At 65.9% G+C, this 26,278-nt stretch carries 26 protein-coding genes; 13 read left to right on the forward strand and 13 right to left on the reverse strand.

Features of this window, described 5'->3' with window-relative positions; all coding sequences use genetic code 11:
• Positions 1 to 28: 28 nt before the first annotated feature.
• Positions 29 to 1,819, reverse strand: coding sequence for a hypothetical protein (locus tag C8J44_RS14745; RefSeq protein WP_121905104.1), 1,791 nt, complete (start codon positions 1,817 to 1,819; stop codon positions 29 to 31).
• A 98-nt stretch (positions 1,820 to 1,917) separates the two neighbouring features.
• Between C8J44_RS14745 and C8J44_RS14750 the strand changes: the two genes are divergently transcribed.
• A complete protein-coding gene (locus C8J44_RS14750; protein ID WP_121905105.1) occupies positions 1,918 to 3,135 on the forward strand; it encodes a glycosyltransferase family 2 protein in 1,218 nt (405 codons plus the stop codon).
• A 96-nt stretch (positions 3,136 to 3,231) separates the two neighbouring features.
• Here C8J44_RS14750 and C8J44_RS14755 read toward each other — a convergent pair whose 3' ends face one another.
• A complete protein-coding gene (locus tag C8J44_RS14755; RefSeq protein ID WP_056054492.1) occupies positions 3,232 to 3,822 on the reverse strand; it encodes a bifunctional 2-polyprenyl-6-hydroxyphenol methylase/3-demethylubiquinol 3-O-methyltransferase UbiG in 591 nt (196 codons plus the stop codon).
• Positions 3,823 to 3,913: 91 nt separating this feature from the next.
• Positions 3,914 to 5,155: an argininosuccinate synthase gene (locus C8J44_RS14760; protein WP_259466882.1), complete on the reverse strand. Its 1,242-nt coding sequence runs from the start codon at positions 5,153 to 5,155 to the stop codon at positions 3,914 to 3,916.
• Positions 5,156 to 5,302: 147 nt separating this feature from the next.
• Between C8J44_RS14760 and C8J44_RS14765 the strand changes: the two genes are divergently transcribed.
• Complete coding sequence (locus C8J44_RS14765) at positions 5,303 to 5,692, forward strand: EF-hand domain-containing protein (RefSeq protein WP_060527588.1); 390 nt, start codon at positions 5,303 to 5,305, stop codon at positions 5,690 to 5,692.
• Between the two features lie 123 nt (positions 5,693 to 5,815).
• Here C8J44_RS14765 and C8J44_RS14770 read toward each other — a convergent pair whose 3' ends face one another.
• From C8J44_RS14770 to C8J44_RS14780, 3 genes are read right to left on the reverse strand one after another with little or no spacing between them, the layout of a single operon-like run.
• Positions 5,816 to 7,042 (reverse strand): cyclopropane-fatty-acyl-phospholipid synthase family protein, encoded by a 1,227-nt coding sequence (locus tag C8J44_RS14770; protein ID WP_121905106.1) that lies wholly within the window; start codon positions 7,040 to 7,042, stop codon positions 5,816 to 5,818.
• Between the two features lie 50 nt (positions 7,043 to 7,092).
• The gene (locus tag C8J44_RS14775; RefSeq protein WP_056054501.1) at positions 7,093 to 7,854 is read right to left on the reverse strand and encodes a molybdopterin-dependent oxidoreductase; all 762 of its coding nucleotides are present in this window, start codon (positions 7,852 to 7,854) and stop codon (positions 7,093 to 7,095) included.
• Positions 7,851 to 8,597, reverse strand: coding sequence for a cytochrome b/b6 domain-containing protein (locus tag C8J44_RS14780; RefSeq protein ID WP_121905107.1), 747 nt, complete (start codon positions 8,595 to 8,597; stop codon positions 7,851 to 7,853). The genes C8J44_RS14775 and C8J44_RS14780 overlap by 4 nt, the downstream gene beginning before the upstream one ends.
• Positions 8,598 to 8,648: 51 nt before the next feature.
• On the opposite strand from C8J44_RS14780, the gene C8J44_RS14785 reads away from it, so the two are divergent.
• Positions 8,649 to 9,266 carry a flavin reductase family protein gene (locus C8J44_RS14785; RefSeq protein ID WP_121905108.1) on the forward strand — a complete coding sequence of 206 codons (618 nt, stop codon included), beginning with the start codon at positions 8,649 to 8,651 and terminating at the stop codon, positions 9,264 to 9,266.
• A gap of 73 nt (positions 9,267 to 9,339) precedes the next feature.
• Here the strand turns inward: C8J44_RS14785 and C8J44_RS14790 are convergent, their stop codons facing one another.
• The 4 genes from C8J44_RS14790 to C8J44_RS14805 form a co-directional block, all read right to left on the reverse strand.
• On the reverse strand, positions 9,340 to 10,098 hold the full coding sequence (locus tag C8J44_RS14790; RefSeq protein WP_310886169.1) for a sulfite exporter TauE/SafE family protein: 759 nt from the start codon (positions 10,096 to 10,098) through the stop codon (positions 9,340 to 9,342).
• The gene (rlmN, locus tag C8J44_RS14795; protein WP_183128799.1) at positions 10,091 to 11,299 is read right to left on the reverse strand and encodes a 23S rRNA (adenine(2503)-C(2))-methyltransferase RlmN; all 1,209 of its coding nucleotides are present in this window, start codon (positions 11,297 to 11,299) and stop codon (positions 10,091 to 10,093) included. The genes C8J44_RS14790 and rlmN overlap by 8 nt, the downstream gene beginning before the upstream one ends.
• A gap of 243 nt (positions 11,300 to 11,542) precedes the next feature.
• Positions 11,543 to 11,995 (reverse strand): invasion associated locus B family protein, encoded by a 453-nt coding sequence (locus C8J44_RS14800; RefSeq protein WP_121905110.1) that lies wholly within the window; start codon positions 11,993 to 11,995, stop codon positions 11,543 to 11,545.
• Positions 11,996 to 12,180: 185 nt separating this feature from the next.
• Positions 12,181 to 12,864 (reverse strand): histidine phosphatase family protein, encoded by a 684-nt coding sequence (locus tag C8J44_RS14805; protein WP_121905111.1) that lies wholly within the window; start codon positions 12,862 to 12,864, stop codon positions 12,181 to 12,183.
• Positions 12,865 to 13,004: 140 nt separating this feature from the next.
• Between C8J44_RS14805 and C8J44_RS14810 the strand changes: the two genes are divergently transcribed.
• From C8J44_RS14810 to C8J44_RS14850, 9 genes are all read left to right on the forward strand, one after another.
• Positions 13,005 to 13,658, forward strand: coding sequence for an outer membrane protein (locus C8J44_RS14810; RefSeq protein WP_121905112.1), 654 nt, complete (start codon positions 13,005 to 13,007; stop codon positions 13,656 to 13,658).
• Positions 13,659 to 13,802: 144 nt separating this feature from the next.
• Complete coding sequence (dnaN, locus tag C8J44_RS14815) at positions 13,803 to 14,921, forward strand: DNA polymerase III subunit beta (protein ID WP_056017955.1); 1,119 nt, start codon at positions 13,803 to 13,805, stop codon at positions 14,919 to 14,921.
• Positions 14,922 to 14,975: 54 nt separating this feature from the next.
• Positions 14,976 to 15,227 carry a type II toxin-antitoxin system Phd/YefM family antitoxin gene (locus tag C8J44_RS14820; protein ID WP_121905113.1) on the forward strand — a complete coding sequence of 84 codons (252 nt, stop codon included), beginning with the start codon at positions 14,976 to 14,978 and terminating at the stop codon, positions 15,225 to 15,227.
• The gene (locus C8J44_RS14825) at positions 15,224 to 15,652 is read left to right on the forward strand and encodes a type II toxin-antitoxin system VapC family toxin (protein WP_121905114.1); all 429 of its coding nucleotides are present in this window, start codon (positions 15,224 to 15,226) and stop codon (positions 15,650 to 15,652) included. Before C8J44_RS14820 ends, C8J44_RS14825 begins: the two co-directional genes overlap by 4 nt.
• A gap of 52 nt (positions 15,653 to 15,704) precedes the next feature.
• Positions 15,705 to 16,514: a Coq4 family protein gene (locus tag C8J44_RS14830; protein WP_121905115.1), complete on the forward strand. Its 810-nt coding sequence runs from the start codon at positions 15,705 to 15,707 to the stop codon at positions 16,512 to 16,514.
• Positions 16,515 to 16,694: 180 nt separating this feature from the next.
• Positions 16,695 to 17,915, forward strand: coding sequence for a DNA replication/repair protein RecF (locus C8J44_RS14835; RefSeq protein ID WP_121905116.1), 1,221 nt, complete (start codon positions 16,695 to 16,697; stop codon positions 17,913 to 17,915).
• 87 nt (positions 17,916 to 18,002) lie between these two features.
• The gene (locus C8J44_RS14840; protein ID WP_259466883.1) at positions 18,003 to 18,818 is read left to right on the forward strand and encodes an OmpA family protein; all 816 of its coding nucleotides are present in this window, start codon (positions 18,003 to 18,005) and stop codon (positions 18,816 to 18,818) included.
• Positions 18,819 to 19,337: 519 nt separating this feature from the next.
• Positions 19,338 to 21,869, forward strand: a complete 2,532-nt coding sequence (gyrB, locus tag C8J44_RS14845) for a DNA topoisomerase (ATP-hydrolyzing) subunit B (RefSeq protein WP_121905118.1) — start codon at positions 19,338 to 19,340, stop codon at positions 21,867 to 21,869.
• A gap of 85 nt (positions 21,870 to 21,954) precedes the next feature.
• Positions 21,955 to 22,200 (forward strand): DUF1488 family protein, encoded by a 246-nt coding sequence (locus C8J44_RS14850; protein WP_259466884.1) that lies wholly within the window; start codon positions 21,955 to 21,957, stop codon positions 22,198 to 22,200.
• On the opposite strand, the gene C8J44_RS14855 is transcribed toward C8J44_RS14850, so the two are convergent.
• Genes C8J44_RS14855 through C8J44_RS14865 form a run of 3 tightly spaced genes read right to left on the reverse strand, consistent with a single transcriptional unit; the run spans position 22,178 to position 23,854 of the window.
• Positions 22,178 to 22,786, reverse strand: a complete 609-nt coding sequence (locus tag C8J44_RS14855) for a DedA family protein (protein ID WP_121905120.1) — start codon at positions 22,784 to 22,786, stop codon at positions 22,178 to 22,180. The genes C8J44_RS14850 and C8J44_RS14855 overlap by 23 nt on opposite strands.
• 42 nt (positions 22,787 to 22,828) lie before the next feature.
• Entirely contained in the window at positions 22,829 to 23,329 is a 501-nt protein-coding gene (locus tag C8J44_RS14860) for a DUF1993 family protein (RefSeq protein ID WP_121905121.1), read from the reverse strand.
• A gap of 18 nt (positions 23,330 to 23,347) precedes the next feature.
• Positions 23,348 to 23,854 (reverse strand): DNA-deoxyinosine glycosylase, encoded by a 507-nt coding sequence (locus C8J44_RS14865; RefSeq protein WP_121905122.1) that lies wholly within the window; start codon positions 23,852 to 23,854, stop codon positions 23,348 to 23,350.
• Between the two features lie 275 nt (positions 23,855 to 24,129).
• On the opposite strand from C8J44_RS14865, the gene C8J44_RS14870 reads away from it, so the two are divergent.
• Positions 24,130 to 26,163: a S9 family peptidase gene (locus C8J44_RS14870; RefSeq protein ID WP_121905123.1), complete on the forward strand. Its 2,034-nt coding sequence runs from the start codon at positions 24,130 to 24,132 to the stop codon at positions 26,161 to 26,163.
• Positions 26,164 to 26,278 lie beyond the last annotated feature (115 nt).

The raw sequence follows: 26,278 nt of genomic DNA on the forward strand, positions 1-26,278 counted from the left end.
CCACTCGTTCCCCGCTACCGCAACGTCGTTACCGAATGCGATAGAGGCGGAGCCTCGCCCCGCGCAAGGGAAGACGTTCGAAGCCCGCCGGGGCATGGCCGGATTGCAACATCGTTGCGAGGCTGCTCGGATAGCTGTGGGTCACGTCGATCTCGGAGAAATCGCCGGGGCAAAAGGCGACATAGGTAACGTTCCATGCGCGGGCGATTGCCGCGCTACGATCGGGGCGGCTGAGGAAATAGCGATACATCGCCATGTTGCCGCGGTTGTTGCGATGATACCCGGCGCCGACCGTCGACAGATGCGTCGCGCCGATCAGATAGGACGCCATGTTCGTCGGCGCCATCACGATACCCGGCGGATAGCGATCGACCTGCGCCCAGGCATCGCCGGTATTGCAGAGGATCTGCGGTGTCATCGGCGGCGGGATCCGTACGCCGGGAGCAAGGATACGGAGCGCCAGGGTGGGGGCTTCGGAATAGGCGATGCCCGACGATACCAGCCAGGCGCTGATCAGCGCGGGCGCAGCCAACGTCGTTCGCCGCCGTGCCGCGAGGATCAGGCCGGCCAGTACCGGGACGACCGTCGGCGTACCGATATAGGTTCCCCGCGCCTGCGATAGCGAGACGAGCGCCGAGATGCCGATCACGCCGACCAGCGGCATCGTCACGGCCCAGCGCTTTGGTGCACGCGCGACCATCCAGACCGACGCGATACATCCGGCGAGCAGCAGTCCACCGATCGAGAGCGTGCGCGCAAACGGTTGCGCGAAGATGCTGTTCGCTTCGTCGATGTGCGGCAGGAAGGCCGCGCGCAGGAAGGGATCGACCATCCCATACGGCCCGGTCAGACATCCGGGATAGGCGGCCAGCGTGCCACCTAGCGCAAGCGCACCGAGCACGCCGCCCGCGACGATCCGCAATCGCCATGTGCGCAGCCACGGCGTCGCCACGGCCAAGGCTCCAAGCGCCGCGGCGACAGCGAGCGTGCCCGTGGCGGATGCAGGCGTGAAGGCATCGCACAGCGCGGCTGACCAATAACTGGGCCGCATCGCCACCAGGAAGACGCCGGTTGTCGCGGCCAAGGCCGCCGCGAACGCGGCTAACCGCAACCGTTCGCGGTCACCGGAGACGACCCAGAACATCGCCAGCGTGGCGACGAGTGCGGCGACTTGCGGCGCAGTTTCCAGCCCGATGACCAGACTGGCCGCAACGGCTATCCCGGTGATGACGCCGCTGACGATCGTCGGTCGGCGCATCATCATGAGGATGGCAATTTCGATGACGACGATCTGCAGCGCGTGGTGGTCGATCCGTCCCGGGAGGAACAGCGTGATGCCGGGATAGGCGATGCCCGCCAGAATGGCCGCTACGACGGCCGCCCCGTCTCCCCATAACCGGCGGGCGATCCGTACCGACAGGACGATGTTGCAGGCGAACAGCAGCGCCGGATACAGTAGCACCGCGGTCAGTTCGGCGCCGTGACGGCCGATCAGCGGCGTCGCCGCGAGGATGATCCCCGCGATCCCGAAATCGTTCAGCCGCGACCAGTGCATCGGTGCGCCGAGCGGGGGCGCCATGCGATATTGCGTCCAGTCGTCGAAGGCCTGGCCGTTGAGCCAGTCGCGCACCTGCGCCAGCCGCATCATGTCGTCGGCATCGGGCAGGATCAATTGCCCGACGCGGTGCCAGTCGGTGATCGCCCAGCAGGTCGACAGCAATGTCGCCAGAACCACCGCGACGATAATGTCGAAGCGAATCGTGTGTGCGCGGCGGGCATCGGGACCGGGCGCGTCTTCGAATGGCGGCGGGTTTGGCATGCGGTCATCCTGAAGCGAACCTCGTCGGCTTAGCGGCGAATAGTTAACCCTCTTTTTAGCGTTGCCTCCGTATGCCTTCGGGCAAGGGAGGATCATCCATGCCGACAGTGCTGGCCTATCAATCGCCGATCGTCGAACGCGATACGTCGGGCACCGAAGCGGAGGATGCGCTCGAACTGTCGATCGTCATGCCCTGCCTCAACGAAGCGGAGACGCTGGCGCTGTGCATCCGCAAGGCGCAGGAATTCCTGCGGACCAGCGGGATCGCCGGCGAGGTGGTGATCGCCGACAACGGATCGACCGACGGCTCGCGCCAGATCGCCAATGCCATGGGCGCGCGCCTCGTCGGGGTTGAGGCGAAGGGCTATGGCGCTGCGCTGCTGGGCGGGATCGCCGCCGCTCGCGGCCGTTTCGTGATCATGGGCGATGCCGACGACAGCTACGATTTTCTCGCGCTGATGCCGTTCGTCACCGCGCTGCGCAACGGCGGCGAACTGGTGATGGGCAACCGGTTCCAGGGCGGGATCGCACCCGGTGCGATGCCGCCGCTGCATCGGTATCTGGGCAATCCGGTCCTCAGCTTTCTCGGGCGACGCCTGTTCAACGCGCGGATCGGCGACTTCCATTGCGGCCTGCGCGGTTTTCGCCGCGACTCGGTCCTGGGTCTCGGATTGCGATCGTCGGGGATGGAGTTCGCCAGCGAGATGGTGGTCAAGGCGGTCATGCACCGGCTCGACGTCCGTCAGGTGTCGACGACCCTGTCGCAGGACGGACGTAGCCGCCCGCCGCATTTACGGACGTGGCGCGACGGCTGGCGGCATCTGCGCTTCCTGTTGACCTACGCTCCCCGGTTCCTGTTCGTTTATCCCGGCTTGCTTGCGGCGGCTGGCGGCACGGCGGGCGTCGCGGTGCTCGCGACCGGCGGTGTCGAACTTGGCGGTATCGAACTCAGCGCGACGACGATGCTGTTCGCGGCGATGGCGATGCTGCTGGGCAGTCAGCTGATCGGCTTCGGCATCCTCGCACGGCTGTACGGCGTCGCCAGCGCCTTGTGGCCGACCAGCATGCGGGTCGAGCAATTCCGCCGCCACTTCAGCGTCGAACGCGGCTGCATCGTCGGCGGACTGCTCCTGCTGCTTGGCATGGCGGGGAGTGCAGGTCTGCTCGCACAATGGGGGCGGGCGGGATTCGGGCCGATGGAGCCGGTCCATCTCATGCGTCTGGCGATCCCCACGATGGTGGCGAGCGTCATCGGGTTGCAGACGATGTTCACCAGCTTCCTGATCGGATTGATCGATACCCGATCCGATCGCTGACGGCGCGACAGGCATGAAAAAGGGGAGGATACGATCACCGTATCCTCCCCTTTTTCATGTCCGATGGTTTTTCGATGCCAGGCGGTGCGCTTCTGTTCAGCGCGAGAGCACCGTGACGAAATGCAGCCCGCGATCGAACAGCCACGAGAACGGACGGGGATACAGCGACAAGCGCGTGGCGAACCGGCTGCTGCCGAGGTCCAGCGTCCGCCAGATGTTCGTCCATTCTTTGCGCGACAGATAATTATACGGCAATCGGACGCCGTGGGCTGCGTTGCCGACCCAATCCATGAATCGCAACGTGGTGTTCGCCGCGATCCCGTCGCGCAAGTGGTCCTTGATGATCACCATCGGCGCGATACGCGCGATTTCGGCGAGAACGGCTTCGGGATCGTCGGTATGATGCAGCACGTCGACCACGATCGCCGCGTCGAACGCGTTGTCGCCAAACGGGATATGCGCGCCGTCAAAAGCGTGAACCGGGATCGCAGTATCGGGGCGGACCAGCACGTCGATGCCCTCGATCACGACATCGGGGCGCTTTTGCATGATCAGCACGGCCAGATCGCCGCTCCCGCATCCGACGTCGAGCACCCGTGCGCCGTCCGGCAGCCGTTCCGCGATCACGGCCGCCAAGCGACGCACCCGGCGCCCGAACACCAGTTTATCATGAACTGCAGCCAGCACGTCGCATCTCCCCAATCAGAAATGCGAGCCTGCCCTCAAGTCGATGACATTTGGTTAACGCGCGATATCGAACGAGGTTCGCGACCGACCGTTACCGGTCGCGCCGCCCCAGCAAGCGCAGCCGCAATGCGTTCAGCTTGATGAAGCCTTCCGCGTCGCGCTGGTCGTAGGCGCCCTGGTCGTCCTCGAACGTCACGACCTTCTCCGAATACAGCGAGTTCGGCGATTTCCGCCCCACCACGTACACGCCGCCCTTGTAGAGCTTCAGCCGGACCGTGCCCGATACCTTTAGCTGGCTATGGTCGATCGCGGCCTGCAGCATTTCGCGCTCCGGTGAGAACCAGAAGCCGTTGTACAGCAGCTCGGCATAGCGCGGCGCCAGTTCGTCCTTCAGATGCGCAGCGCCGCGGTCTAGCGTCAGCTGCTCGATGCCGCGGTGTGCGAGCTGATAGATCGTGCCACCGGGAGTCTCGTACATGCCGCGGCTCTTCATGCCGACGAAGCGGTTCTCGACGAGGTCGAGACGGCCGATGCCGTGGCGGCGGCCGTATTCGTTGAGCGTCGACAGCAGCGTCGCCGGGCTCATGCCCTCGCCGTTGATCGCGACGCCGTCGCCGCGCTCGAAATCGACCGTGATGTACTCGGGGACATCGGGCGCATCCTCGGGGTTCACGGTGCGCGAGTAGACGTAATCCGGCACCTCGTCCCACGGGTTCTCGAGCACCTTACCCTCGGACGAGGTGTGGAGCATGTTCGCATCGGTCGAGAACGGCGACTCGCCGCGCTTGTCCTTGCTGACGGGAATCTGGTGCTGTTCGGCGAACTCGATCAGCTTGGTGCGGCTGGTGAGATCCCACTCACGCCACGGCGCGATCACCTTGATGTCGGGCGACAGCGCGTAATAGCCGAGCTCGAAGCGGACCTGGTCGTTGCCCTTGCCGGTCGCGCCGTGGCTGACCGCGTCGGCGCCGACCATCTTGGCGATCTCGATCTGGCGCTTGGCGATCAGCGGCCGCGCGATCGACGTGCCGAGCAGGTACAGCCCCTCGTACAGCGCGTTCGACCGCATCATCGGGAACACGTAGTCGCGCACGAATTCCTCGCGCAGATCGTCGACGAAGATGTGCTCGGGCTTTACGCCCATCATCTCGGCCTTGGCGCGCGCCGGCTCGAGCTCCTCGCCCTGGCCGAGATCGGCGGTGAAGGTCACGACTTCGCAGTTATACGTCTGCTGGAGCCATTTCAGGATCACGCTCGTGTCCAGGCCACCGGAATAGGCCAATACGACGCGGTTGATTCCGGCGCCGCCGGCGGGGTTGCTCTGATCGGTCACGGGCAGGATCCTTCGGGCAATATCCAATGCCCGCGCCCCTATGCGTTGAGGCGCGTTCGCGCAACCGCCGGACGCCTGACACGCGTTAATGGCGCGTACAACCGAATCCCGCTATTCGCGCCGCACATCCACTGGAGTGTCCCGACCGTGCTACGCCAAAGCCTCACCCTTCTCGTCCTCGCGGGTCTCGCAACCCCGGCGCTCGCGCAGGAAACGCGCGCCTCGGCCGCTGCCAAGTTCAAGACCGAGTTCGCCGCATCGGATACCAACAAGGACGGCGTCCTGACCCGCGCCGAAGTGCTGGCACGGATCGACAACATGAAGGTTGGGGCAGGGCGTCCTGATCCGGTCCATGCCAAGCGTCTCGCCGACCTGTGGTTCACCAGCGCGGACAAGAACAAGGACGGCAAGGTCACGCAGGCCGAGGCACAGGCGCTGCTGGCGGCGACGTTCGCGAAATACGACGCGAACCACGACGGCAAGATCGGCGGCGACGAGCGCGCCGCTGCGAAGGCTCAGATCCAGGGGCCGCGCTAAAGCGCAACCGGTCCCCCTCCCTGGAAGGGAGGGGTTAGGGGTGGGTCGGCCCGTTTTGCGCGCGCCGCTCATCCCAAGCAACCGACCCACCCCCAGCCCCTCCCTTCCAGGGAGGGGAGCAGGTCAGCGCTCGCGCAACGCCCGCTCGCCCTCGATCATGTAGTCGCGGGTCAACGGCAACGTCATCCGGCTCTTCGACAGCTGGATCTGGTAGTTGACCATCCCGCCAGTCCGGAACGCCGCCGCGGCGCCCGCCAGATAGAACGTCCACATCCGATAGAACCGCTCGTCGTACAGCGCGACGATCGCGTCCTTCGCCGCCACCGTCCGATCATACCATTGGTCGATCGTCAGCGCGTAATGGACGCGCAGCACCTCGATATCGGTCGGGAACATCCGCAGCCCCTCATACCCCTTCACGATCTCCGACAGCGCCGGGTTATACCCGCCCGGGAAAATATACTTGGTCGTGAAGGTGTCGGTGACGCCAGGCCCGCCCATCCGGCCGATCGTGTGGAGCAGCATCACGCCGTCCTCGGTCAGCAGGTCGCGGCATTTGCGGAAGAACGCCTTGTAGTGCGCCGGGCCGACATGCTCGAACATCCCGACCGAGACGATCCGGTCGAAACTTCCCGTCAGCGCGCGGTAGTCGATCAGCTCGAACTTCACCTTGTCGGCGACGCCTGCTTCCTGCGCCCGCCGCCGCGCGACCTTCAGCTGCTCCTGGGAGAGCGTCACGCCGAGCACTTCGGCACCGGTCTTCGCGTGCAGGTACAGCGCCATGCCGCCCCAGCCGCAGCCGATGTCGAGCACGCGCATCCCCGGCTGGATCGCCAGCTTGGCAGCGATGTGCGCCTTCTTGTCGTTCTGCGCCTGCTCCAAGCTGTTGCTGGCATCCGTGAAGTACGCGCAGGAATATTGCCGGTCCGCATCGAGGAACAGGTCGTAGAGCCGGTCGGACAGATCGTAATGATGCGCGACGTTCTTCTTCGACCGGCGCGCCATGTTCACGCGGTCGACGCGGTGGACCACCTTGTCGAGCAGCTTGATCGGCAGCGACGGATTGAGACCACCGCCCCGCTCCCACGGGCTGTTGCCCTTGAGCAGATTGACCAGGTCGCGAATGTCGCCGCGTTCGATCACGAGGCGCCCGTCCATGAACGCCTCCGCCGCGCCCAATGCCGGATGGCGGATGATCGCCCCCGCGACACCAGGCTCGGTCAATCGGATCGTGACGGGGTTGTACGCAGGGTCGGGCTTGCCGAAATGCTTGGCCGTGCCGTTGGCATGGATGAGGGTAAGTTCGCCGGTTTTAACCTGCCGGGCCAGGAAACGATCGAAAAGAGCCATGTCGCGTTAGCTAATGACTGGTACGGAATTGCGCCACCCCTCGGCGCGCGTCAGATCCCCGCGTACCAGTCATAATCCACGTTATCTTCCCAATAGCCCCCTTTGCCCTTGCCGATCCCAGCGAGGCTGGCGACCGCGTCGATCGCCATGACGTATTTGGCGTGCTTGTAGCCGAGCTGCCGTTCGACCCTGAGCCGGACGGGCGCGCCGTGCGCGACGTCGAGCACCTGATCGTTCAGCGCCCAGGCGAGAATCGTCTGCGGATGGAACGCGTCGACCAGGTCGACCGACTCGTAGTAATTCGCGCCGCGGTAGAGGTCGGCGCAGGTGAAGACGATATAGCGGGCGGTGTCGCGGATCTTCGCGGCGGTCAGCAGCGCGCCGAGCTTCGGCCCCTGCCATTTGCCGATCGCGCTCCAGCCCTCGACGCAGTCGTGCCGCGTGATCTGCGCCCGCGACGGCATCTGGCGAAGTTGCGGCAGCGACACCGACAGCGGGTTATCGACCAGCCCGCCGACCTTCAGCCGGTAATCCGCGAAGTTGTTGACGACCATCGCGGTATAGTCGGCCGTCCCCGGATTGCTCGTGCCGTTGGAGCGGAAGATCGGCGACATCTGCGCGGGGCTGAACTCGGGCGCCAGCGCGTTGCGGTTGGTCAGCGCACGCTGCAACCCACGGTTCATGTCCTCGCCCATGAACAGGATCTTCCGCGCCTCGGGGTTCGCGGCGATCTTGTCGCAGCCGGTCAGCAGAACGCCCGCGCCGACCGCGGCACCCGTGACGAGCGCACGGCGGGTAATGATCGTGCTCATGTGACGTCCTCCTCGGCATGAGCGGGTACGGTCCAGCGCCCGGTAATCATCGACCGCACTTCGTTCCACGTCCCCGCGAGGATCACCAGCGCCAGATGCGCGATGATGAACAGCACCAGCCCGGTAGCGGCGATGAAGTGGATCGAGCGCGCCGATTGCCGCCCGCCGAACACCTCGAGCAGCCACGGCCATGCCGCGTCCATCCCCGGCGACATCGTCAGCCCGGTCAGGATCATCACCGGGATCAGCACGAAGATCGTCGCGACGTAGGACAGCTTCTGGAGGATGTTGTACGCGCCCGGCCGCTTGGGATCGTGAAAGCGGAACGCGAGATGTTCCTTCACGTCATGCACGACCTCGCGCGGCGACAGTTCGACGGCTCGCACGCGTAGGTCGCGCTGGAAATGCTTGTTGACCAGGCTGACGATCATGAACCCGAGCAGCGCGAAGGCAAGCACCAGCGCGAACAACAGATGCCAGCGCCGCGACAGCGCGAGGTTGTAGCTCGCCGGGATCGTCAGCAGGTTGAGCAGCGACACCAGCCAGCTCGGCCACTGGTCGAGCGTCGTCCACGCGGTATCGAAATTCGCGCCGTACCGTCCCCAGTACAGCCGCGGATGCGCCTTCAGGATGCCGATCCCGCTGCCGATCATGATGAACATCGTCACCACCGTCACCCAGTGCCAGATGCGCGTCGCCAGTTTGTGGCGCTTGATAATCGGGATGGGTAGGGGATCGTTCATGCTCGACCTTCGCTCTAGGCAGTCGAAACGTTGCATAGCAGGGATAAGCGTATGACCGAATGGCATTCTTACGAGCCCACGAACGGCCATCGCCTGCCGCATGATCCCCTCAATGCGATCGTCGCGCCGCGCCCTATCGGCTGGGTCAGCACCGTGTCCGCCGACGGTGTGGCGAACCTCGCGCCGTACAGTTTCTTCAACCTGTTCAACTATAGCCCGCCGCTGATCGGCTTCTCGTCGATGGGGTGGAAGGACAGCGTTGCCAATATCGAGGCGACCGGCGAGTTCGTCTGGAACCTGGTATCGCGCGATCTCGGCGAGGCGATGAACACGACCGCCGCGAACGTCGCCGCCGACGTCGACGAGTTCGCGCTCGCCAAGCTCGATATGGCCGCGTCGACCAAGGTGAAACCGGCGCGCGTTGCCGCGTCGCGCGCGCAGTTCGAGTGCAAGCTGACGCAACTGATCCGTCTGGAAACCAAGGAAGGCCGCGAGCTCGACCAGTGGTTGGTGCTCGGCGAGGCGGTCGCGATCCACATCGACTCCGCGATGCTGGAGGACGGTGTCTACCAAACGGCGCGCGCGCAACCGATCCTGCGCGGCGGCGGGCCTGCGGATTACTTCGAAATCACCGAGGACGCGCTCTTCAAGATGCGCCGGCCGGGATGAGCGAGCAAACTTGTTCACCCGCGAAGGCGGGTGCCCAGACTGGGTCCCCGCCTTCGCGGGGAAACATCGTGGTTCAGGCGTACGCTCGGTAGAAGAATACGACCGTCGTCGTCGCGGTCACGAACAGCGTCCAGGCGCGGATCACGCCGTCGGGCAGCTTCCGCCCGAACCGCGCGCCGAAATACCCGCCGACCACGCCGCCCGCCATCATCGGCAGGCACAATGTCCACGCGACCATCCCCGTTGCCGCGAACACGATCGTCGCGGCGGCATTCGCGGTCGCCAGCATCAGCGTGCGCGGCGCGGCGAGCTTGGCGGGCGAGGCGCCGGCCAACAATCCCCATGCGGCGGTCAGCATCATCCCGACGCCACCCCCGAAATAGCCGCCATAGATCCCCAGCAACGTCTGCGCGGCGATCAGCGAGCGCGATCCGATCGCGACGCGTGCGTGGAGCCAGGTCGACGCGGGCTTGCCGAACGCGATCGCGAGCGTCGCCGTCAGCAATAGCCACGGCACGATCACGTCGAACGCGGTCGCCGGGGTAAAGAACAGCAGCAGGCTGCCGACCAGCCCGCCGACGAACGTGATCCCCGCCAGCGTCCGGATACCGACCCCGCCGACCGGTCCCAGATCGCTGCGATACGCCCATGCGCTCGCCATCGCCGCCGGCTGCACCGCGACGTTGCTGGTCGCATTGGCGATCGGCGAGGGTAGGCCGAGCGCGATCAGCGACGGCATCGTCGCGAAGCTGCCACCGCCCGCCAGCGCGTTCATCGCGCCGCCCAGCATCCCCGCCCCCGCCGCCAATCCCAGCGAACCGAGATCAGACAAAGGCGGCATCAGCCTCGGCAGCGGCCTCGCGATCGATCTGCGCGCGGCTCTTCTTTTCCGAGGCGGTCTTCAACTGTCCACATGCCGCATCGATATCGCGTCCGCGCGGCGTCCGCACCGGCGCCGAAATCCCCGCGCCGAACACGATGCTGGAGAACGACTTGATCCGCTCGGGCGTCGAGCACTCGTATTGCGCGCCCGGCCACGGATTGAACGGAATAAGGTTCACCTTCGCCGGCAGCTCGTACTTCCGCAGCAACCGGACGAGTTCGCGCGCGTCGTCGTCGGAGTCGTTCTTGTCCTTGAGCATCACATATTCGAACGTGATGCGGCGCGCGTTGTTCGTGCCCGGATAATCCGCGCATGCCTGCAACAGCTCCTCGATGCCGTACTTCCGGTTGAGCGGCACGATCTCGTCGCGCACTTCCTTGGTAACCGCGTGCAGCGACACGGCGAGGTTCACGCCGATCTCCGCGCCCGCGCGCGCCATCATTGGCACCACGCCCGACGTCGACAACGTGATCCGGCGGCGGCTCAGTGCGAGCCCCGCGCCGTCCATCACCAGCTTCAACGCATCGCGGACATTCTCGAAATTATACAGCGGCTCGCCCATCCCCATCATCACGATGTTGGTGAGCATGCGGCCCTCGGGCTGGCTCGGCCATTCACCCAGCGAATCGCGCGCCAGCATCACCTGTCCGACGATCTCGGCGGGCGTCAGGTTGCGCACCAGTCGCATCGTGCCCGTATGGCAGAAGGTGCAGTTCAGCGTGCAGCCGACCTGGCTCGACACGCACAGCGTGCCCCGATCCGCGTCGGGGATGAACACCATCTCGTAATCCTGCGCGTCGTCCGATCGCAACAACCACTTCCGCGTCCCGTCGGTCGACACCTGCGCCTCGACCACATTGGGCCGGCTGATCACGAAGCGCTGTTCGAGCCACGGGTGCATCGTCTTCGAGATATCGGTCATCGCCGAGAACTCGGTCGCGCCGCGATTGTAGATCCAGTGCCACAGCTGCTTGGCGCGCAGCTTGGCCTGCTTCTCCTCGAGCTGCGACGTCTCCAGCGCCATCCGCAGATCGGTGAGCGACAGCCCGAGCAGGTCGATCCGCCCATCGCTGCGCGGCACGAAGCTGCGGGGAACGGGCACGGGATCGATGTGCCCAGGAATAGGCATGAGGTTCGCGGCGGTCTGCATGCGCGAGCCCGTAGCGGAATTTTCGTGATTTTTCTACTGGCTGCGGGAGAGGGAGGTAGACACCCTTCCGATCCTCCCCCGCCAGGGGGAGGTGGCAGGCGTAGCCTGACGGAGGGGGAGGCCTGCGCTCACGTTCGTTCCGTGTCCTCCCCCTCCGTCACCTGCGGCGACACCTCCCCCTTGCGGGGGAGGATCGTGAAGGTTCGTTCGGAACGTCTATTGGAAACGCGGGGCAGCAAAACGTCACCCCCCGCTACACGCCAACACGGCCGCATCGATCGCAGTCGCCGCCCCCGACAGCGCATACACATCCGCAAACGGCCGCCCCCCGAGGCCGACCGCCTCGACGCTCATGCTCCGCCCCGACCGCATCGCCGCGACGATCGCCCGGTCGCTCGGCGCATCGCTCGCCCAGGCGTCCAGACCGTTCGCGACCAAGGTGAACCGACGCTCGCCCACCGTCAGCGTCACTCCGGCCGACCGATCGCGCTCGCGACTCAGCCGCACATACAAGGATGCGCGCAAACCCCGCTTCGGCCACGTCGCAACGCTCGCGAACCCGGACGAACGCCCCCCCGCCATCACCGGACGCGATATCGCGAAGCACCGCGCGGGGCTCGCATCGCGAAACGCGCCCCACCCTTGGTAGATGCCGATCGTGTCACGCGCCGCGGCGGGAGCCGCAATCGCGAGCATCCCCAACGCCAACACCAAACGCCACAGAACTCCCCTCCCTGGAAGGGAGGGGTTGGGGGTGGGTAGGCCTGCTCGAGCCCCAACGGTTCGAACGCGCGGAAGCCGACCCACCCCCAACCCCTCCCTTCCAGGGAGGGGGGCAGAAGTGCTTGAGCCCGATGAGAGGCCTTCGACCCACGCGAATTTCACGCCGGAGCGAATCCCGTACCCCGATGCGGCACCGTCGCCCGCCCATTCTCCACCAGCGTGACCGACCCCTGCGGCAAGCCCTTCGCAACCGGCGCGCCGAGCAACGGATCGACCGCCGCCCCGGTCATCACGCCGAGCATCACCCGACTCGAGATCCCGTGCATGATCACCAGCCGATCGCCCGGATCTTCCGCGGTATCCGCCAGCCACCCGCCAACCCGCGCAGCAATCTCTGCATACGTCTCGCCATCGGGCGCAGGCTTCAGCGTGCCCCCCGGCAGCATCACCGACCCGACCTCATCGACGACGTCCGCATAATAGCGCCCGCCCCACGACCCCATGTCGATCTCGACCAACCGGGCATCGGTCCGCGCATCATGCCAATCCAGCTCCAGATGTTCGCAGATCACCGCGAGCGTCTGCAACGCCCGCCCGGTCGGCGATGCCCACAGGGTCAGCGCCGGCTTCGCCCCCAGCTCTTCGCGCAACGCCCGGCCCAGTTCGTCCGCCTGCGCGAACCCCGCCCGCGTCAACGGCGTATGTGCCGCATCCCCCTGCAACCGATGCGCCGCATTGAACACGGTTTCGCCGTGCCGCGCGACGAAATCGCGACCCTTGCGAAGGGCCGGACTATCGGTTGATCGGGCGTCGCCTTCACCCTGCCGTTGGCTTGGAATCATGGCCCGCGTTTCAACCCCCTGTGGCGCAAAAGCAACGGATTTCCGTGTTTATCTGGGGTTCATGCAACGCCCGCGCGGTTGGTCCATTGAAGCGGTCCGCCCCGCGTAACGGGGCGCCAGATCAGTAAGGAGTAACCCCAATGCGTACGCTCATCGCCGTCTCGCTGCTCGCCACCACCGCAGTGGCCGCACCCGCCCTGGCGCAGACCAACCCGACCTTCACCGGCCCCCGCATCGAAGGCACGCTCGGCTACGACCACACCGGCGCCGGCAGCAGCGTGTCCAACAACAACGGACGCGACGACCAGAAGATCGACGGACTGCTGTACGGCGGCGGCATCGGCTACGACATCGCGACCTCGGACAACATCGTGCTCGGCGCCGAAGCCGAGCTGACCGGCTCGACCTCGAAGAGCGACCGCAACGACTACACCAGCGACTTCGGCTTCGGTCGCGTCAAGCAAGGCCGCGACATCTATGTCGGCGCGCGCGCAGGCTATGTCGTCGCACCGACGACGATGCTGTACGTCAAGGGCGGTTACACCAACGCAAAGCTGAACGTGCTAGCCGGCGATACGAACCAGACGACCGACACCGATTTCAATCTCGACGGCTGGCGCGTCGGTGCCGGTGCCGAGCACGCGGTCGGTCCAAACAGCTATGCCAAGCTCGAATACCGCTATTCGAAGTATGAGCGCAGCAACATCGACTATGCGACCGGCGGCACCAGCGGGCGCTTCGATGTCGACACGGATCGCCATCAGGTGGTCGCAAGCTACGGCTTCCGCTTCTGATCGAAACGGTGCCCGCGCTTTAACGCGACGTTTACCGTGATCAAAGAAGGGTCGGGGCGCTTGCTCCGACCCTTTGTTGTTGGGTAAGCCATCTGCGGATTGCCCCCAGCCCCGATTCTGGCTGTGGTGGCGGGGGGAATTACGATGAAGGCGACGATCGAACGCGCAACGCTCCTCAAGGGGCTGAGCCATGTCCAGTCCGTGGTGGAGCGGCGCAACACCATCCCCATCCTGTCGAACGTGCTGATCGAGGCGACCGCCGAGGGCACGCTCAAGCTGATGGCGACCGACCTTGATCTCCAGATCAACGAATCGATCGCAGCCGCGGTCGACCAGCCCGGCGCGACCACCGTGTCCGCGCACACGCTGTTCGACATCGCGCGCAAGTTGCCGGAAGGCTCGCAGGTCCAGCTCGCCGCGTCGGAAGGCCGGATGAGCATCGTCGCAGGCCGCGCGCGCTTCTCGCTCGGCACGCTGCCGCGCGACGATTTCCCGGTGATCGCCGAGGGCGAACTGCCGACCCAGTTCGAACTGCCCGCCGAGACGCTCAAGCAGATCATCGACAAGACGCGCTTCGCGATCTCGACCGAAGAGACGCGCTATTATCTCAACGGCATCTTCCTGCACGTGGCGGATGGCGACAGTTCGAACCCGGTGCTGAAGGCCGCCGCGACCGACGGTCACCGTCTCGCCCGCGTCACGCTGCCGCGTCCCGAGGGTGCCGAATCGATGCCCGACGTGATCGTCCCGCGCAAATGCATCGGCGAGCTGCGCAAGCTGCTCGACGAGGTCGACGGTTCGGTCGGCGTCTCGCTGTCGCCGACCAAGATCCGCTTCGACCTCGGCCAGGCGATCCTGACCTCGAAGCTGATCGACGGTACCTTCCCCGATTACAGCCGCGTGATCCCGACCGGCAACGACAAGATCCTCAAGATCGACCCGAAAAGCTTCATGGAAGGCGTCGATCGCGTCTCCACGATCGCGACGGAGAAAACGCGTGCCGTGAAGATGGCGCTCGACCGCGACAAGATCACGCTGTCGGTCACATCGCCCGAAAACGGCACCGCCGCGGAGGAAGTCCCCGGCGATTACGTCGCGCTGCCGTTCGAGATCGGCTTCAACAGCCGCTATCTGATGGACATTCTCGCGCAGATCGACGGCGACATGGTCGAGGTGCATCTGGCGGACGCCGCCGCGCCGACGCTGATCCGCGAGAACGACAAGTCGCCCGCGCTGTACGTGCTGATGCCGATGCGCGTGTGATTCGGTCTGCCTGTCGCGCCGTGGTATAGCGGCGCGACAGGCAGGAGCCGGATCATGGACTCGATCAACATCGCGGATCTGAAAGACGAGCTAGGCACACTGATCGACCGGCTCGAAGCTGGCGAGGCCGTGCAGATCACGCGCAACGGCCAACCCTTCGCCCGCGTAACGCCCCAGGCGCCGCCGCTCCCGCGCCGCAAGCCCATCGACGTCGACGCGTTAGAGGCGCTGGCGAAGTCGCTACCTCACGATCCGACGTCTGCACGTGACCTCGTCCGGCAGATGCGTGACGGCTCGCGGTATTGACCCTCTACTGCGACACGGCGGTGATGGTGTCGGCCTTCACCGCCGAGGCGCAAAGCGAGGAGGTACGCGCGTGGCTATCGCGACGGGCTGATACTTTGGCGGTCAGTCATTGGGTCGTCACCGAGTTTTCCGGTGCGCTTGCGATGAAACGGCGACTGGGTGTCATCGATACCGTTGGCTGGAACGGTGTGATGGACGTGTGGCAACGGTTTTGTGCCGAAGAACTTCACGTAGAGTCAGTCACCGAAACCGATTTTGCGTTGGCAGCGACGTTGCTCGATCGCGGTGATCTTAAGCTGCGCTCTGGAGACGCCCTTCACCTCGCGATCGTAGTCGCGCGCGGTTGGTCCTTAGCAACTCTCGATCACGACCTTGCGCAAGCGGCTACGCAAATGCGCGTCGAAGTAGATGCCGTCCTCGATTGACTCCTCGCCAGTCGCTCAATACTAACAGTGATGTCAGTAAGGAGTCGACTCGATGGCGAAGCTTCCTCCGTTTCCCGGTACGACCGGTCGTCGCGATTGGCGTACGGCGTTCGATGCGATCAAGAAATTGCTCGCGAATGGCGACGACACGACGCAGGTGTTCCGGATCATGCGCGCGCTCAACGTCGGCAATGCGCCGATGAACTACGCGCGGCTGATCGCTTCCGAGCAGGGTGGCCGGATTGCCTATGATCGCGTCGAACTGGCGCAGCGTTTCTCCGACCCCGCGTTCGTCGCGAGTTTCGCGCCCGGCACGGTCGGGGCGGCGTATCGCACTTTCCTCGAGACGACGGGCTATTCCGCCGACGGGCTGGTCGAGGTCTCGCGGCTCGTGCCATCCGAGGACGACCTGGCGCACCCTTATGCGTGGTTCGGCCGGCGGGTACGCGACACGCACGACATCTGGCACGTGCTGACCGGCTACAAGGCCGACGAAAGCATGGGCGAAGCGGCACTCGTCGCGTTCAGCTATGCGCAGGTCGGCGGGCTCGGCTGGGCGCTGATCGGCTCGGCCGCGGCGTTAAAGAGCATGCGCGTTACCGGCAGCAAGCTGTTCGCCAAGGCGGTTTGGGAAGGCTATCGCAACGGGCGCAAAGCGAAGTGGGTATCGGGCGAGGATTATCTCGAACTGCTCCACGAGCCTCTCGATGCGGCGCGTGAACGGCTCGGGATCGTCACGCCTGTCGCGTATTTGCGGGCGCAGCGCGAACTCGGACCGGCGCTCGCATCGTATCTCAGCACGCAGAAGGCCGCGACCGCGGCAGCTGCACCCGTGATTGCGGCGGAGCGGATCGCCGCCTGACGCGCTGCTCGATAGTGGACCGGGCGTGTCGCTCGCGCAGATTGGTCAGATCGGTCCCTTACTCCGTTCGTGCTGAGCGAAGTCTAAGCACTGGTGCTCGTGCCATGCCCTTCGACTTCGCCCGCGGCGAACGGAAAAGGGCGATGCAATCAGTTTCGAAACTGCTCTAAGGCCGAGGCAATGCTCTCGCGCCTCGTCCTCACCGATTTCCGCAATCACGCCGACCTGACGCTGGCGCCGGGACCAGGGTTCGTCGTGCTGACCGGCGAGAACGGCGCGGGCAAGACGAATATCCTGGAGGCGGTGTCGCTGCTCGCCCCCGGCCGCGGACTGCGGCGCGCGGCGCTGGGCGAGATGGCGCGGCAAGGCGGGGCAGGCGGATTCGGCGTAGCGGCCACGCTGTTTCCAGAGCGCTCGCAGAAGAACGCGGCAGAATTCCCCTCCCGCGTGCGGGAGGGGTTAGGGGAGGGCGCGACGTACGTACTGGCGTCCGCTCCCGAGGAAAACGCGCCCCTCCCCCGACCCCTCCCGCAAGCGGAAGGGGAGAAGAGTGCGGATGGGCAAACACCCGCAGTTGGCGAAGTCGACGTCGCAACCGGCACGCTCGCCTCTGCCCCGGAACGCCGCATCGTCCGCATCCAGGGCGCCACCACCACCGCCAACGCGCTTGCCGAGTGGCTCACGATCCTGTGGCTCACCCCCGCGATGGACCGCCTCTTCGTCGCCCCGGCGGGCGAGCGTCGCGGCTTCCTCGACCGCCTCACGCTCGCGCTCGCCCCGAGCCACGCCCACCACGCCGCCCGCTACGACGCGGCGATGCGCGCGCGAAACCGCCTGCTCGCCGACGAAGGCCGCCCCGACGGCGACTGGCTCTCCGCACTCGAAGCGCAGATGGCCGAGCACGGCGCCGCCGTCGATGCCGCCCGGCGTGAGACGGTGACGCTGCTCGGAACACGACTAACGGAACAAGACGACGGCCCGTTCCCACGTGCCGGCCTCACGCTTGAAGGCTGGAACGGCGATACCACTCGCCTGCAAGCCGACCTCGCCCAGGGCCGTGCGCGCGACGCCGCCGCCGGGCGCACGCTCAGCGGCCCCCACCGCGTCGACCTCATCGTCACGCATCTCGACAAGGCGCGCGCCGCGTCGCTCGCTTCGACCGGCGAACAGAAGGCGCTCCTGCTCGGCATCGTCCTCGCGCACGCCGACCTCGTTGCCGAGCGGACCGGCCAGTCCCCCGTCCTGCTCCTCGACGAGGTCGCCGCACATCTCGATCCAGCCCGCCGCGCGGCGCTGTTCGCCCGCCTCTCAGGTCGCGGCCAGGTGTGGATGACCGGCACCGAAGACGCGTTGTTCGATGCGATCGGCGGTCAGGCAACGCGCATCGCGGTCGGGCGTTAGGCTGAACGCGCGCTGTCGAGCAGGCTCACCGCGCGTTCAAGCGGGCGCGGGCAAAGCTCCGTCCATCGAAGACACGGAGAGATCATAATGACCCGGAATTTCACGCGCGCAGCCCTTGGCGTATTGATGGTCGCAGCAACCACCGCCCCCGTTTTCGCGCAAGTCCGAGACGGCGGACGGCCCGAGGGGCGTTACGACATGAGCCGCGCCCCCTGGTTGCGCCCCGGCTACCGCCTCGAAGGCGCCGGCGTGCCGGTGCTCTACCCCGAACTGCGCAATACGCGGCGCGGCATCGCATTCGTGATGCCGAACTTCGACGCGAACGGCGATGGCCGGATCAGCCCGCGCGAGGCCGACGACGCCAACCGCGAATTCGCGCGGATCGCAGGCCCCCGTCGCGACCGGTTCGACTGGGATGCGTATGGCCGTGACCCGGGCGGCTATCGCGGTGACCGCGGCGGCGGCACCACGGTGGTCGAGACCACCACGACGTGGGATCGTGGCGCGATGCGCAATTACGGATTCCGCCAGACCCCACGCGGCGCGACTCTGACGCTGCAGGAGGACGTGCTGTTCCGCACCGATAGCGACGTGCTGCGTCCCGGCGCGATCGAAAAGCTGCGGCCGCTCGCCCGCTATTTGCGCGGCAACCCCGGTGTCCGCGTCGCGATCGACGGGTTCACGGACTCGCGCGGGACGGACGCGCATAACCAGGACCTGTCCGAGCGCCGCGCGGCCAGCGTCCGCCAGGCGTTCGACGACATGGACGTGGTGCGCGCGCGGTTCAGCGTCGTCGGCCACGGCGAGCGCGACCCGGTCGCGACCAACGCGACGCCGGCCGGCATGCGCCTCAACCGCCGCGTCGAAGTGACCCTGCTAGGTCAGCGCGCCGACCGCTTCTGAGGGCCGCCTCCCTCGCCCCTCCGGGGAGAGGGAAGGGGCCCGCCGCGCTTGCGGTGGGAAGGGAGAGGGGAGTGAGGCTCGCAAGACTGATCCCAACTCCCCCTCACCCTTCCGTCGCCTACGGCTCCTCCCTCCCTCTCCCCAAGGGGAGAGGGACAAGCCCGCCTCCTCTAGATTACACCACCCCGGCGAAGGCCGGGGCCCAATTGGGGGACATTCCTGACGAAGTGCAGTTCGTCCTTACCGCGACCTTTCCAATTGGACTCCGGCCTTCGCCGGGGTGGTGCTACCTTCGCCGACGCGGTGCTAGGGTGCGCGCTGTCCTACACAGCCCACCCCTGTCACCATCCCCGCATGGCGCTCCCAACCCCCTCGAAACCGACTCGCCCGACCCTCGAAGTGCACACCCGCACCAAAACGCTCCCAGCGTCTGCACTTCGTGCACTTCCGGCGCGGCACGCCTCGCCCCTACAGGCCATTTCGCTTCCGTTTCGGCCCCCGAATGCCTATATACTCGGCATGGCATCCAACCCCGAAACCAACAATCCCAACCTCCCGAACATGGGCGACTATGGCGCGGACTCGATCAAGGTCCTGAAGGGCCTCGACGCGGTCCGCAAACGCCCCGGCATGTACATCGGCGACACCGACGACGGTTCCGGTCTCCACCACATGGTGTTCGAGGTCAGCGACAACGCGATCGACGAGGCGCTGGCGGGGCATTGCGACCGGATCGACATCGTCCTCAACGCCGACGGCTCGGTCTCGGTCACCGACAACGGCCGCGGTATCCCGACTGGCATCCATACCGAGGAAGGCGTGTCCGCAGCCGAGGTCATCATGACCCAGCTCCACGCCGGCGGTAAGTTCGAGAACACTTCTGACGAGAACGCCTACAAGGTTTCGGGCGGCCTGCACGGGGTCGGCGTCTCGGTCGTCAACGCGCTGAGCGAATGGCTGGACCTGACGATCTGGCGCAACGGCGAGGAGCATTACATGCGCTTCGCGTTCGGCGACGCGGTCGCGCCGCTGAAGGTCGTCGGTCCCGCCACCGAAGGCCAGAAGGGCACGCGCGTCACCTTCTTCCCGTCGCCCGCCACCTTCAAGATCACCGATTTCGACTTCGACAAGCTCGAACATCGTTACCGTGAGCTCGCCTTCCTCAACTCGGGCGTCCGCCTGTTCCTGAGCGACGCGCGCAGCGAAGAGCGCAAGACCGTCGAGCTCTATTACGAAGGTGGCATCGCCGCGTTCGTGAAGTATCTCGATCGCGCAAAGCTCCCGCTGATGCCCGAGCCGGTCGCGATCAGCGGCACGCGCGACGACGTCACGATGGACGTCGCGCTCCAGTGGAACGACTCGTATTACGAGAACGTCCTCGCCTTCACCAACAACATCCCCCAGCGCGACGGCGGCACGCACATGGCCGCATTCCGCGCCGCGCTGACGCGCACGCTCAACAACTACGCCGAGAAATCGGGGCTGTTGAAGAAGGAAAAGGTCCAGCTCACTGGCGAGGACATGCGCGAAGGCCTGACCGCGATCGTCTCGGTCAAGCTGCCCGATCCGAAGTTCAGCAGCCAGACCAAGGACAAGCTCGTTTCGTCCGAAGTCCGCCAGCCCTTGGAAAGCCTGATGGCCGACAAGATGGCGGAGTGGCTCGAAGAGAACCCCGCGCACGGCAAGGCGATCGTCGCCAAGATCATCGACGCCGCCGCGGCGCGCGAGGCTGCCAAGCGCGCCCGCGAACTGACGCGGCGCAAGGGCGTGATGGACATCGCCTCGCTGCCCGGCAAGCTCGCCGACTGCCAGGAGCGCGATCCCGCCAAGTCCGAGCTGTTCCTGGTCGAGGGTGACTCGGCCGGCGGCTCGGCAAAGCAGGGCCGCGACCGCCATTTCCAGGCGATCCTCCCCCTGCGCGGCAAGATCCTGAATACGGAGCGCGCCCGCGAGGACCGGATGCTGTCCAGCCGCGAGATCGGCACGCTCATCACCGCGATGGGCACCGGCATCCGCGACGACTTCAACGCGGACAAGCTGCGCTACCACAAGATCGTCATCATGACCGACGCAGACGTCGACGGCGCGCACATCCGCACGCTGTTGCTGACGCTGTTCTACCGTCACATGCCCAAGATCATCGAGGGCGGCTACCTCTACATCGCCCAGCCGCCGCTGTATAAGGCGACCAAGGGCCGGTCCGAGGTCTACCTCAAGGACGACGCGGCGCTCGACGAATATCTGGTCGATGCCGGCGTCAATACGATGGTGCTCGACGGTCCCGGCGGCGGTCGTTCGGGGCGCGACCTCAAGGACCTGGTCGATCACGCGCGCCGGATGCGGTCGCTGATGCGCTACGTTCCCAAGCGCTATGATGCCGGGATGATCGAGGCACTCGCGCTCGGCGGCGTGTTCGATCCGGAAGCGTCGGTCGAGGACCGCACGTCGCGGCTGCAAGTCGTCACGCACCGTCTCGAACTCGACGACGGCGATGCTCGGTGGACCGCGGTACTGACCGAAGACGGCGGCATTCATTTCCAGCGCGCATGGCGCGGCGTGACCGACCATCACATCATCGAGGCGAGCTTCCTGGTGTCAGCCGAGGCGCGCAAACTGCACGCGCTGTCGGGCGAGCATGCCGAAAGCTATGCCCACACCTCGAACCTCGTCCCCGCGAGCAAGGCGTCGCAGGCCGAAGAGCCAGAGGCCGAGGAGGGCGCGGAAACCGGTGCCGGCGTTATCGGCTCCGCCACCGTCGTCGCGACACGCGGCTCGACGCAGGTCTCGCGTCCGAGCCACCTGCTCGACGCGATCCTGACCGCGGGGCGCAAGGGTCTCGCGATCCAGCGCTACAAGGGCTTGGGCGAGATGAACGCGGAACAGCTCTGGGAAACCACGCTCGACCCGTCGGTCCGCTCGATGCTCCGCGTCACCGCGGTCAACGCCGAGAGCGCGAACGAGATCTTCACGCAGTTGATGGGCGAAGTCGTCGAACCCCGCCGCGAGTTCATCCAGGACAACGCGCTCAACGTCGCCAACCTCGACGTCTGAGCGCGGAACATCGAGGGTCCAACCGCGCTTAACGGCCATCTATCTAGGAGCGTAGAACATGGCCGTAGACCGGTTGGACATCGATATGAAGACCCTCGAGGACAATAGCGACCTGCGTCAGGTCGAGTTCGAGGGCGAAGTCAGCGAAGAACGCTATCAGTTCGCGGTGCAGTACGACGTGCTCGAAGCGCTCAGCACGGTGGCACCCGAGGGTGATGCGGTGGCGATCTTCCGGCAGCATCTCGACGAGATCGCCGATCTCGGCGTCGTCGCGCTGGCCCGTGACCCCGACCAAGAAATCGTCGTGATCAGCGAGAACGATCTGGACTGACGGTTGGCTGAGGCGCGGCCTTGCGGGCGTGCCGGCCTCGCCAGAAGCGGATCGCGGCGATCACCAGCGCCGCGACCGCAACCAGGATCGCCACCCCGACCAGCTTCTGCTTCGGCATGACCTTGTCGACCAGTTCGATCAGCCCGTCGCCGAACACATAGCCGATCGCGGTAAAGACCACGCCCCACACCAAGGCGGAGATCGCGTTGAGCACGACGAATGTGCGCGCTGGGATATGCGAGGTGCCGATCGCAATGGGACTGATCGTGCGCAGGCCGTACAGGAATCGAAAGCCGAGGATGAATATCGTCGGATGCCGGTCGAGCGTGTCGAGAGCCTTGGCGAAAGCGGGTTTCTCGGCGATCCGGCGGACCCGCTTGGTATCGCGGTAATGGCGCCCGGCGAAGAAGAAGAGCTGGTCCGCAAAGAACGACCCGGTCACCGCCGCCACCGCGCTGCCGACCAGCGGCAGCAAATGCTGGTGCGCGAGCAGCCCGCCGGTGACGACGCTGGTCTCGCCCTCAAATGCCGCACCGAGAAAGATCGCGGCCAGGCCGTACTGCGAAATGAAGCTTTCGATCGACATCCGCCGCCCTTGCCGGACCGCACCGGGTTTGGCCAGCCGTCGCTATCGGCCGAGATAGTCCATCTTGCCGATCGGCACGCCGCGCATCCGCAACAGCGCGTAGGCCGTTGTAATGTGGAAATAGAAATTGGGCAGGACGAAGCCGAGCACATAGCTTCGGCCGGTGAAATCGACGCTTCCGCCCGACGTGACCAGCGTGACGGGGGCGTCCTCCTTGCCGTCGATCGCGGCGCGGGGAACGGTGTCGAGAAACGCTAGCGTCGCGGCGATGCGCTGCTGGAGCGCGGCGAAGCTGGCCTCGTCGTCCGCCATCGCGAAATTGAGGATACCGCCGATCCGCACCATCGCGCCCTTGGCGGTGTCGCTCGCGCGTTGCACCTGCGCGGTCAGCGGCGCCATGTCGACGACCAGACGGGTGTCGAGCATGTCCGCTTCGGCGATGCCATGGTCGCGGGCGAACGTCTCGCCGGCGGTCAAGATGGCCGAGAGGCTGGCAAAGCCGCGGCGAAAGGCGGGGACGGTGAGGTCGTAGAGGCTGGTCATGCGCGAAGGCTAGGCGCGCTAGTCCGGCGGGTCGAGCAGGAACGCGGCCAGTGCGCTCCACGCGGGTTGCTTGGCCGCGAGCCCGACGGTGTGGAGCGGACTGCTCGACGGAAGCGCGACGATCTCCGCGCCGATAAAGTCACGTCCTAACAGCATCATGCCCTGCTTCAGCGCGGTGCCGCCGTTGAACGCGATCGCACGAAGATCGGGGAGGGTGGCGACGAGGCCGGCGACGTCGTTGCCCTCGGTATCGGCGATCGCCGCATCGGTGCTGCCCGCGCGGCGGGCCGATCCGATCACGTCCCAGAGCGCGACTCGGCGCGCGCGCAAGGTGGCGAGGCGATCGTCATAGCCTAGCGCGGCGAGATCGCGACCGACGACGGGCGACATCAGTTGCCAGAACTGGTTCTGCGGATGCGCATAATAACGCTGCGCGGCGAGCGAGCGGTCGCCGGGGAGACTGCCGAGAACGAGCAGGCGCGCGTCCGGGGCGGCGATCGGGGGGAAGGAGTGCTTGAGGGGCATGGGGTGGACTTACCCTGGCGTAATGCATTGGCCGAGGGCGAACTTCGCAGCCTAAAGGTTGACCACCCCGGCGGAGGCCGGGGTCCAGGTGGGTGACGTTGCCAACTGCCCACTTCGCTCGGTTATTGCCACCTTTCCAGCTGGGCCCCGGCCTTCGCCGGGGTGGTGCGCTGGATAGGCGACGGTATCCTCTGCTCACGCTTAAGAAGGACGATTCGCCCGCCAACAAACCCCGGTGATTGCGCATAATCCCGCAAGCGTCCTATCACACGTCGATGAAGATCATGCTCTCCGCCAGCCTCGCCGTGCTCGCCTTTGCGAGTGCCCCTGCCGCCGCCCGGCAACTCACCATCGACGACGTGACGATGCTCAGCCGCGTCGGTGCGCCGGCCGCGTCGCAGGACGGGCATTGGCTCGTCTGGGCGCAGCGCGAGACCGATCTCGCGGCGGACAAGGGGCGCTACGATCTCTGGCGTCTCGATCTGAGTACGCAGGGTGCGACACCGGTGAAGCTGCTCGCCGACCCGCAGGTCAACGAGAACGAACCGCAGATCGTCGGCAACACGGTGTATTTCACGTCGGACAAGGGCGGCGAGGATGCGGTCTGGTCGGTGCCCGTCACCGGCGGCACACCGCGCAAACTGACGAGCTTCAAGGGTGGGTTCAGCGGCTTCAAGGTCGCGCCGACGGGCGACAAGCTGCTCGTCTGGGCGGATCGCAAGCCGAGCGCGCCGAGCCTCGAGCCGGCGATGGTGAAGAAGGATTCGAACGCGGGTGCCGGGCGGACGTACGACCAGCTGTTCGTGCGGCATTGGGATACGTGGGCGGACGGCACGCGCTCTCAGCTGTTCGTCCTGCCGCTGACCGCCGCAGGTGCGACCGGGAACGGCGTTCCATTGGTCGGCGCGTTGGTTGGCGATACACCATCGAAGCCCAATGGCGGCGGTGAGGAAATCTCGTGGAGCCCGGACGGCCGCACCGTCTATTTCGCGCTGCGCGAAGCCGGCCGGATCGAGGCACTGTCGACCAATCTCGACATCTTCTCGGTGCCCGCGGACGGCTCGGCGGCACCGGTCAACCTGACCGCGGGGAACAAGGCGACCGACAACCTCCCGACCGTATCGCCCGATGGCCGCACACTCGCCTATTTCGCGATGCGCCGGCCGGGGTTCGAGGCGGATCGCCAGGTGCTGACGCTGCGCGATATCGCCAGCGGCAAGACGGTGTCGCTGACCGAGCGCTGGGATCGGTCGGTCGGCTCGATCGCGTGGGCGCCGGACTCGAAGTCGCTCTACGTAACGGCGGACGACACGCAGGAGACGCCGCTGTTCCGCGTCGATGCGAAGAGCGGTGCGGTCACGCGGCTGACGCAGGAAGGTCACGTCAGCGCGGTCGCGATCACGCCGCGGGGGCCTGTGGTCGCGATGGATAGCCTTATCGCACCGGCCGACTTCTACCGTGTCGCGGGCACCGGCACACCGCAGCGGCTGACGCAGGTCAACGCCGCCAAGCTCGCCGGGATCGACATGCCGACGGTCACGCGGTTCAACTTCAAGGGCGCGAACGCGGACACCGTCTGGGGCTATGCGGTGAAGCCGTACGGTTCCACCGGCAAGGTGCCGATCGCGTACATGGTCCACGGCGGCCCGCAGGGATCGAGCAACAACAGCTGGTCGTATCGCTGGAACCCGGCGGTGTTCGCAGGCGCTGGCTATGGTCTGGTCGCGGTCGATTTCCATGGGTCGACCGGGTACGGACAGGGCTTCACCGACGCGATCAGCAACAACTGGGGCGGCTGGCCGCTCGAGGATCTGAAGAAGGGGCTGGCTGCCGCGACCGACAAGTTCGCGTGGCTCGATGCCGACAATGCGTGCGCGCTCGGTGCGTCGTACGGCGGCTATATGATGAACTGGATCGAGGGGCAGTGGCCCGATCGCTTCAAGTGCATCGTCCAGCATGACGGCGTGTTCGATGCGCGCGCGATGGCGTACGAGACCGAAGAGCTCTGGTTCGACGAGTGGGAGCATGGCGGGAAAGCCTATTACGAGGACCCGCAGGCGTTCGAGAAATGGAACCCGGTCAATTACGTGGCGAAGTGGAAGACGCCGATGCTGGTGATCACCGGCGAGAAGGACTTTCGCATTCCCTACACGCAGGGGCTGGCGACGTTCACCGCGTTGCAGCGGCGCGGGATCCCTTCGCGGTTGTTGGTGAACCCGGGTGAGAACCACTGGGTGCTGAAGCCGAAGAACTCGCGGCAATGGTATGGGGAAGTGCTGGGCTGGATGGGGAAGTGGACGGCTAAGTAGGGGGCGTCTCTTTCCCTCCGAAGCTGCCACACCGGCTAAATGAGCACCACCCCGGCGAAGGCCGGGGCCCAATTGGAAAGGTCGCAGTAACGACGGGCTGTCCATCGTTACCTCC

It is taken from the genome of Sphingomonas sp. PP-CE-3A-406 (assembly GCF_003688625.1).
Lineage (GTDB): Bacteria > Pseudomonadota > Alphaproteobacteria > Sphingomonadales > Sphingomonadaceae > Sphingomonas.

Bases quoted from the DNA above. Each gene is read 5' to 3' on its own strand.
- C8J44_RS14860 (WP_121905121.1), bottom strand. From the start codon at position 23,329: ATGACCAGCCTCTACGACCTCACCGTCCCCGCCTTTCGCCGCGGCTTT.
- C8J44_RS14800 (WP_121905110.1), bottom strand. From the start codon at position 11,995: ATGCTCGCGATTGCGGCTCCCGCCGCGGCGCGTGACACGATCGGCATC.
- gyrB (WP_121905118.1), top strand. From the start codon at position 19,338: ATGGCATCCAACCCCGAAACCAACAATCCCAACCTCCCGAACATGGGC.
- C8J44_RS14830 (WP_121905115.1), top strand. From the start codon at position 15,705: ATGGCGAAGCTTCCTCCGTTTCCCGGTACGACCGGTCGTCGCGATTGG.
- C8J44_RS14770 (WP_121905106.1), bottom strand. From the start codon at position 7,042: ATGGCTCTTTTCGATCGTTTCCTGGCCCGGCAGGTTAAAACCGGCGAA.
- dnaN (WP_056017955.1), top strand. From the start codon at position 13,803: ATGAAGGCGACGATCGAACGCGCAACGCTCCTCAAGGGGCTGAGCCAT.
- C8J44_RS14865 (WP_121905122.1), bottom strand. From the start codon at position 23,854: ATGCCCCTCAAGCACTCCTTCCCCCCGATCGCCGCCCCGGACGCGCGC.
- C8J44_RS14840 (WP_259466883.1), top strand. From the start codon at position 18,003: ATGACCCGGAATTTCACGCGCGCAGCCCTTGGCGTATTGATGGTCGCA.
- C8J44_RS14850 (WP_259466884.1), top strand. From the start codon at position 21,955: ATGAAGACCCTCGAGGACAATAGCGACCTGCGTCAGGTCGAGTTCGAG.
- C8J44_RS14855 (WP_121905120.1), bottom strand. From the start codon at position 22,786: ATGTCGATCGAAAGCTTCATTTCGCAGTACGGCCTGGCCGCGATCTTT.
- rlmN (WP_183128799.1), bottom strand. From the start codon at position 11,299: ATGCAGACCGCCGCGAACCTCATGCCTATTCCTGGGCACATCGATCCC.
- C8J44_RS14775 (WP_056054501.1), bottom strand. From the start codon at position 7,854: ATGAGCACGATCATTACCCGCCGTGCGCTCGTCACGGGTGCCGCGGTC.
- C8J44_RS14805 (WP_121905111.1), bottom strand. From the start codon at position 12,864: ATGATTCCAAGCCAACGGCAGGGTGAAGGCGACGCCCGATCAACCGAT.
- C8J44_RS14810 (WP_121905112.1), top strand. From the start codon at position 13,005: ATGCGTACGCTCATCGCCGTCTCGCTGCTCGCCACCACCGCAGTGGCC.
- C8J44_RS14835 (WP_121905116.1), top strand. From the start codon at position 16,695: ATGCTCTCGCGCCTCGTCCTCACCGATTTCCGCAATCACGCCGACCTG.
- C8J44_RS14745 (WP_121905104.1), bottom strand. From the start codon at position 1,819: ATGCCAAACCCGCCGCCATTCGAAGACGCGCCCGGTCCCGATGCCCGC.
- C8J44_RS14780 (WP_121905107.1), bottom strand. From the start codon at position 8,597: ATGAACGATCCCCTACCCATCCCGATTATCAAGCGCCACAAACTGGCG.
- C8J44_RS14870 (WP_121905123.1), top strand. From the start codon at position 24,130: ATGAAGATCATGCTCTCCGCCAGCCTCGCCGTGCTCGCCTTTGCGAGT.
- C8J44_RS14785 (WP_121905108.1), top strand. From the start codon at position 8,649: ATGACCGAATGGCATTCTTACGAGCCCACGAACGGCCATCGCCTGCCG.
- C8J44_RS14750 (WP_121905105.1), top strand. From the start codon at position 1,918: ATGCCGACAGTGCTGGCCTATCAATCGCCGATCGTCGAACGCGATACG.
- C8J44_RS14820 (WP_121905113.1), top strand. From the start codon at position 14,976: ATGGACTCGATCAACATCGCGGATCTGAAAGACGAGCTAGGCACACTG.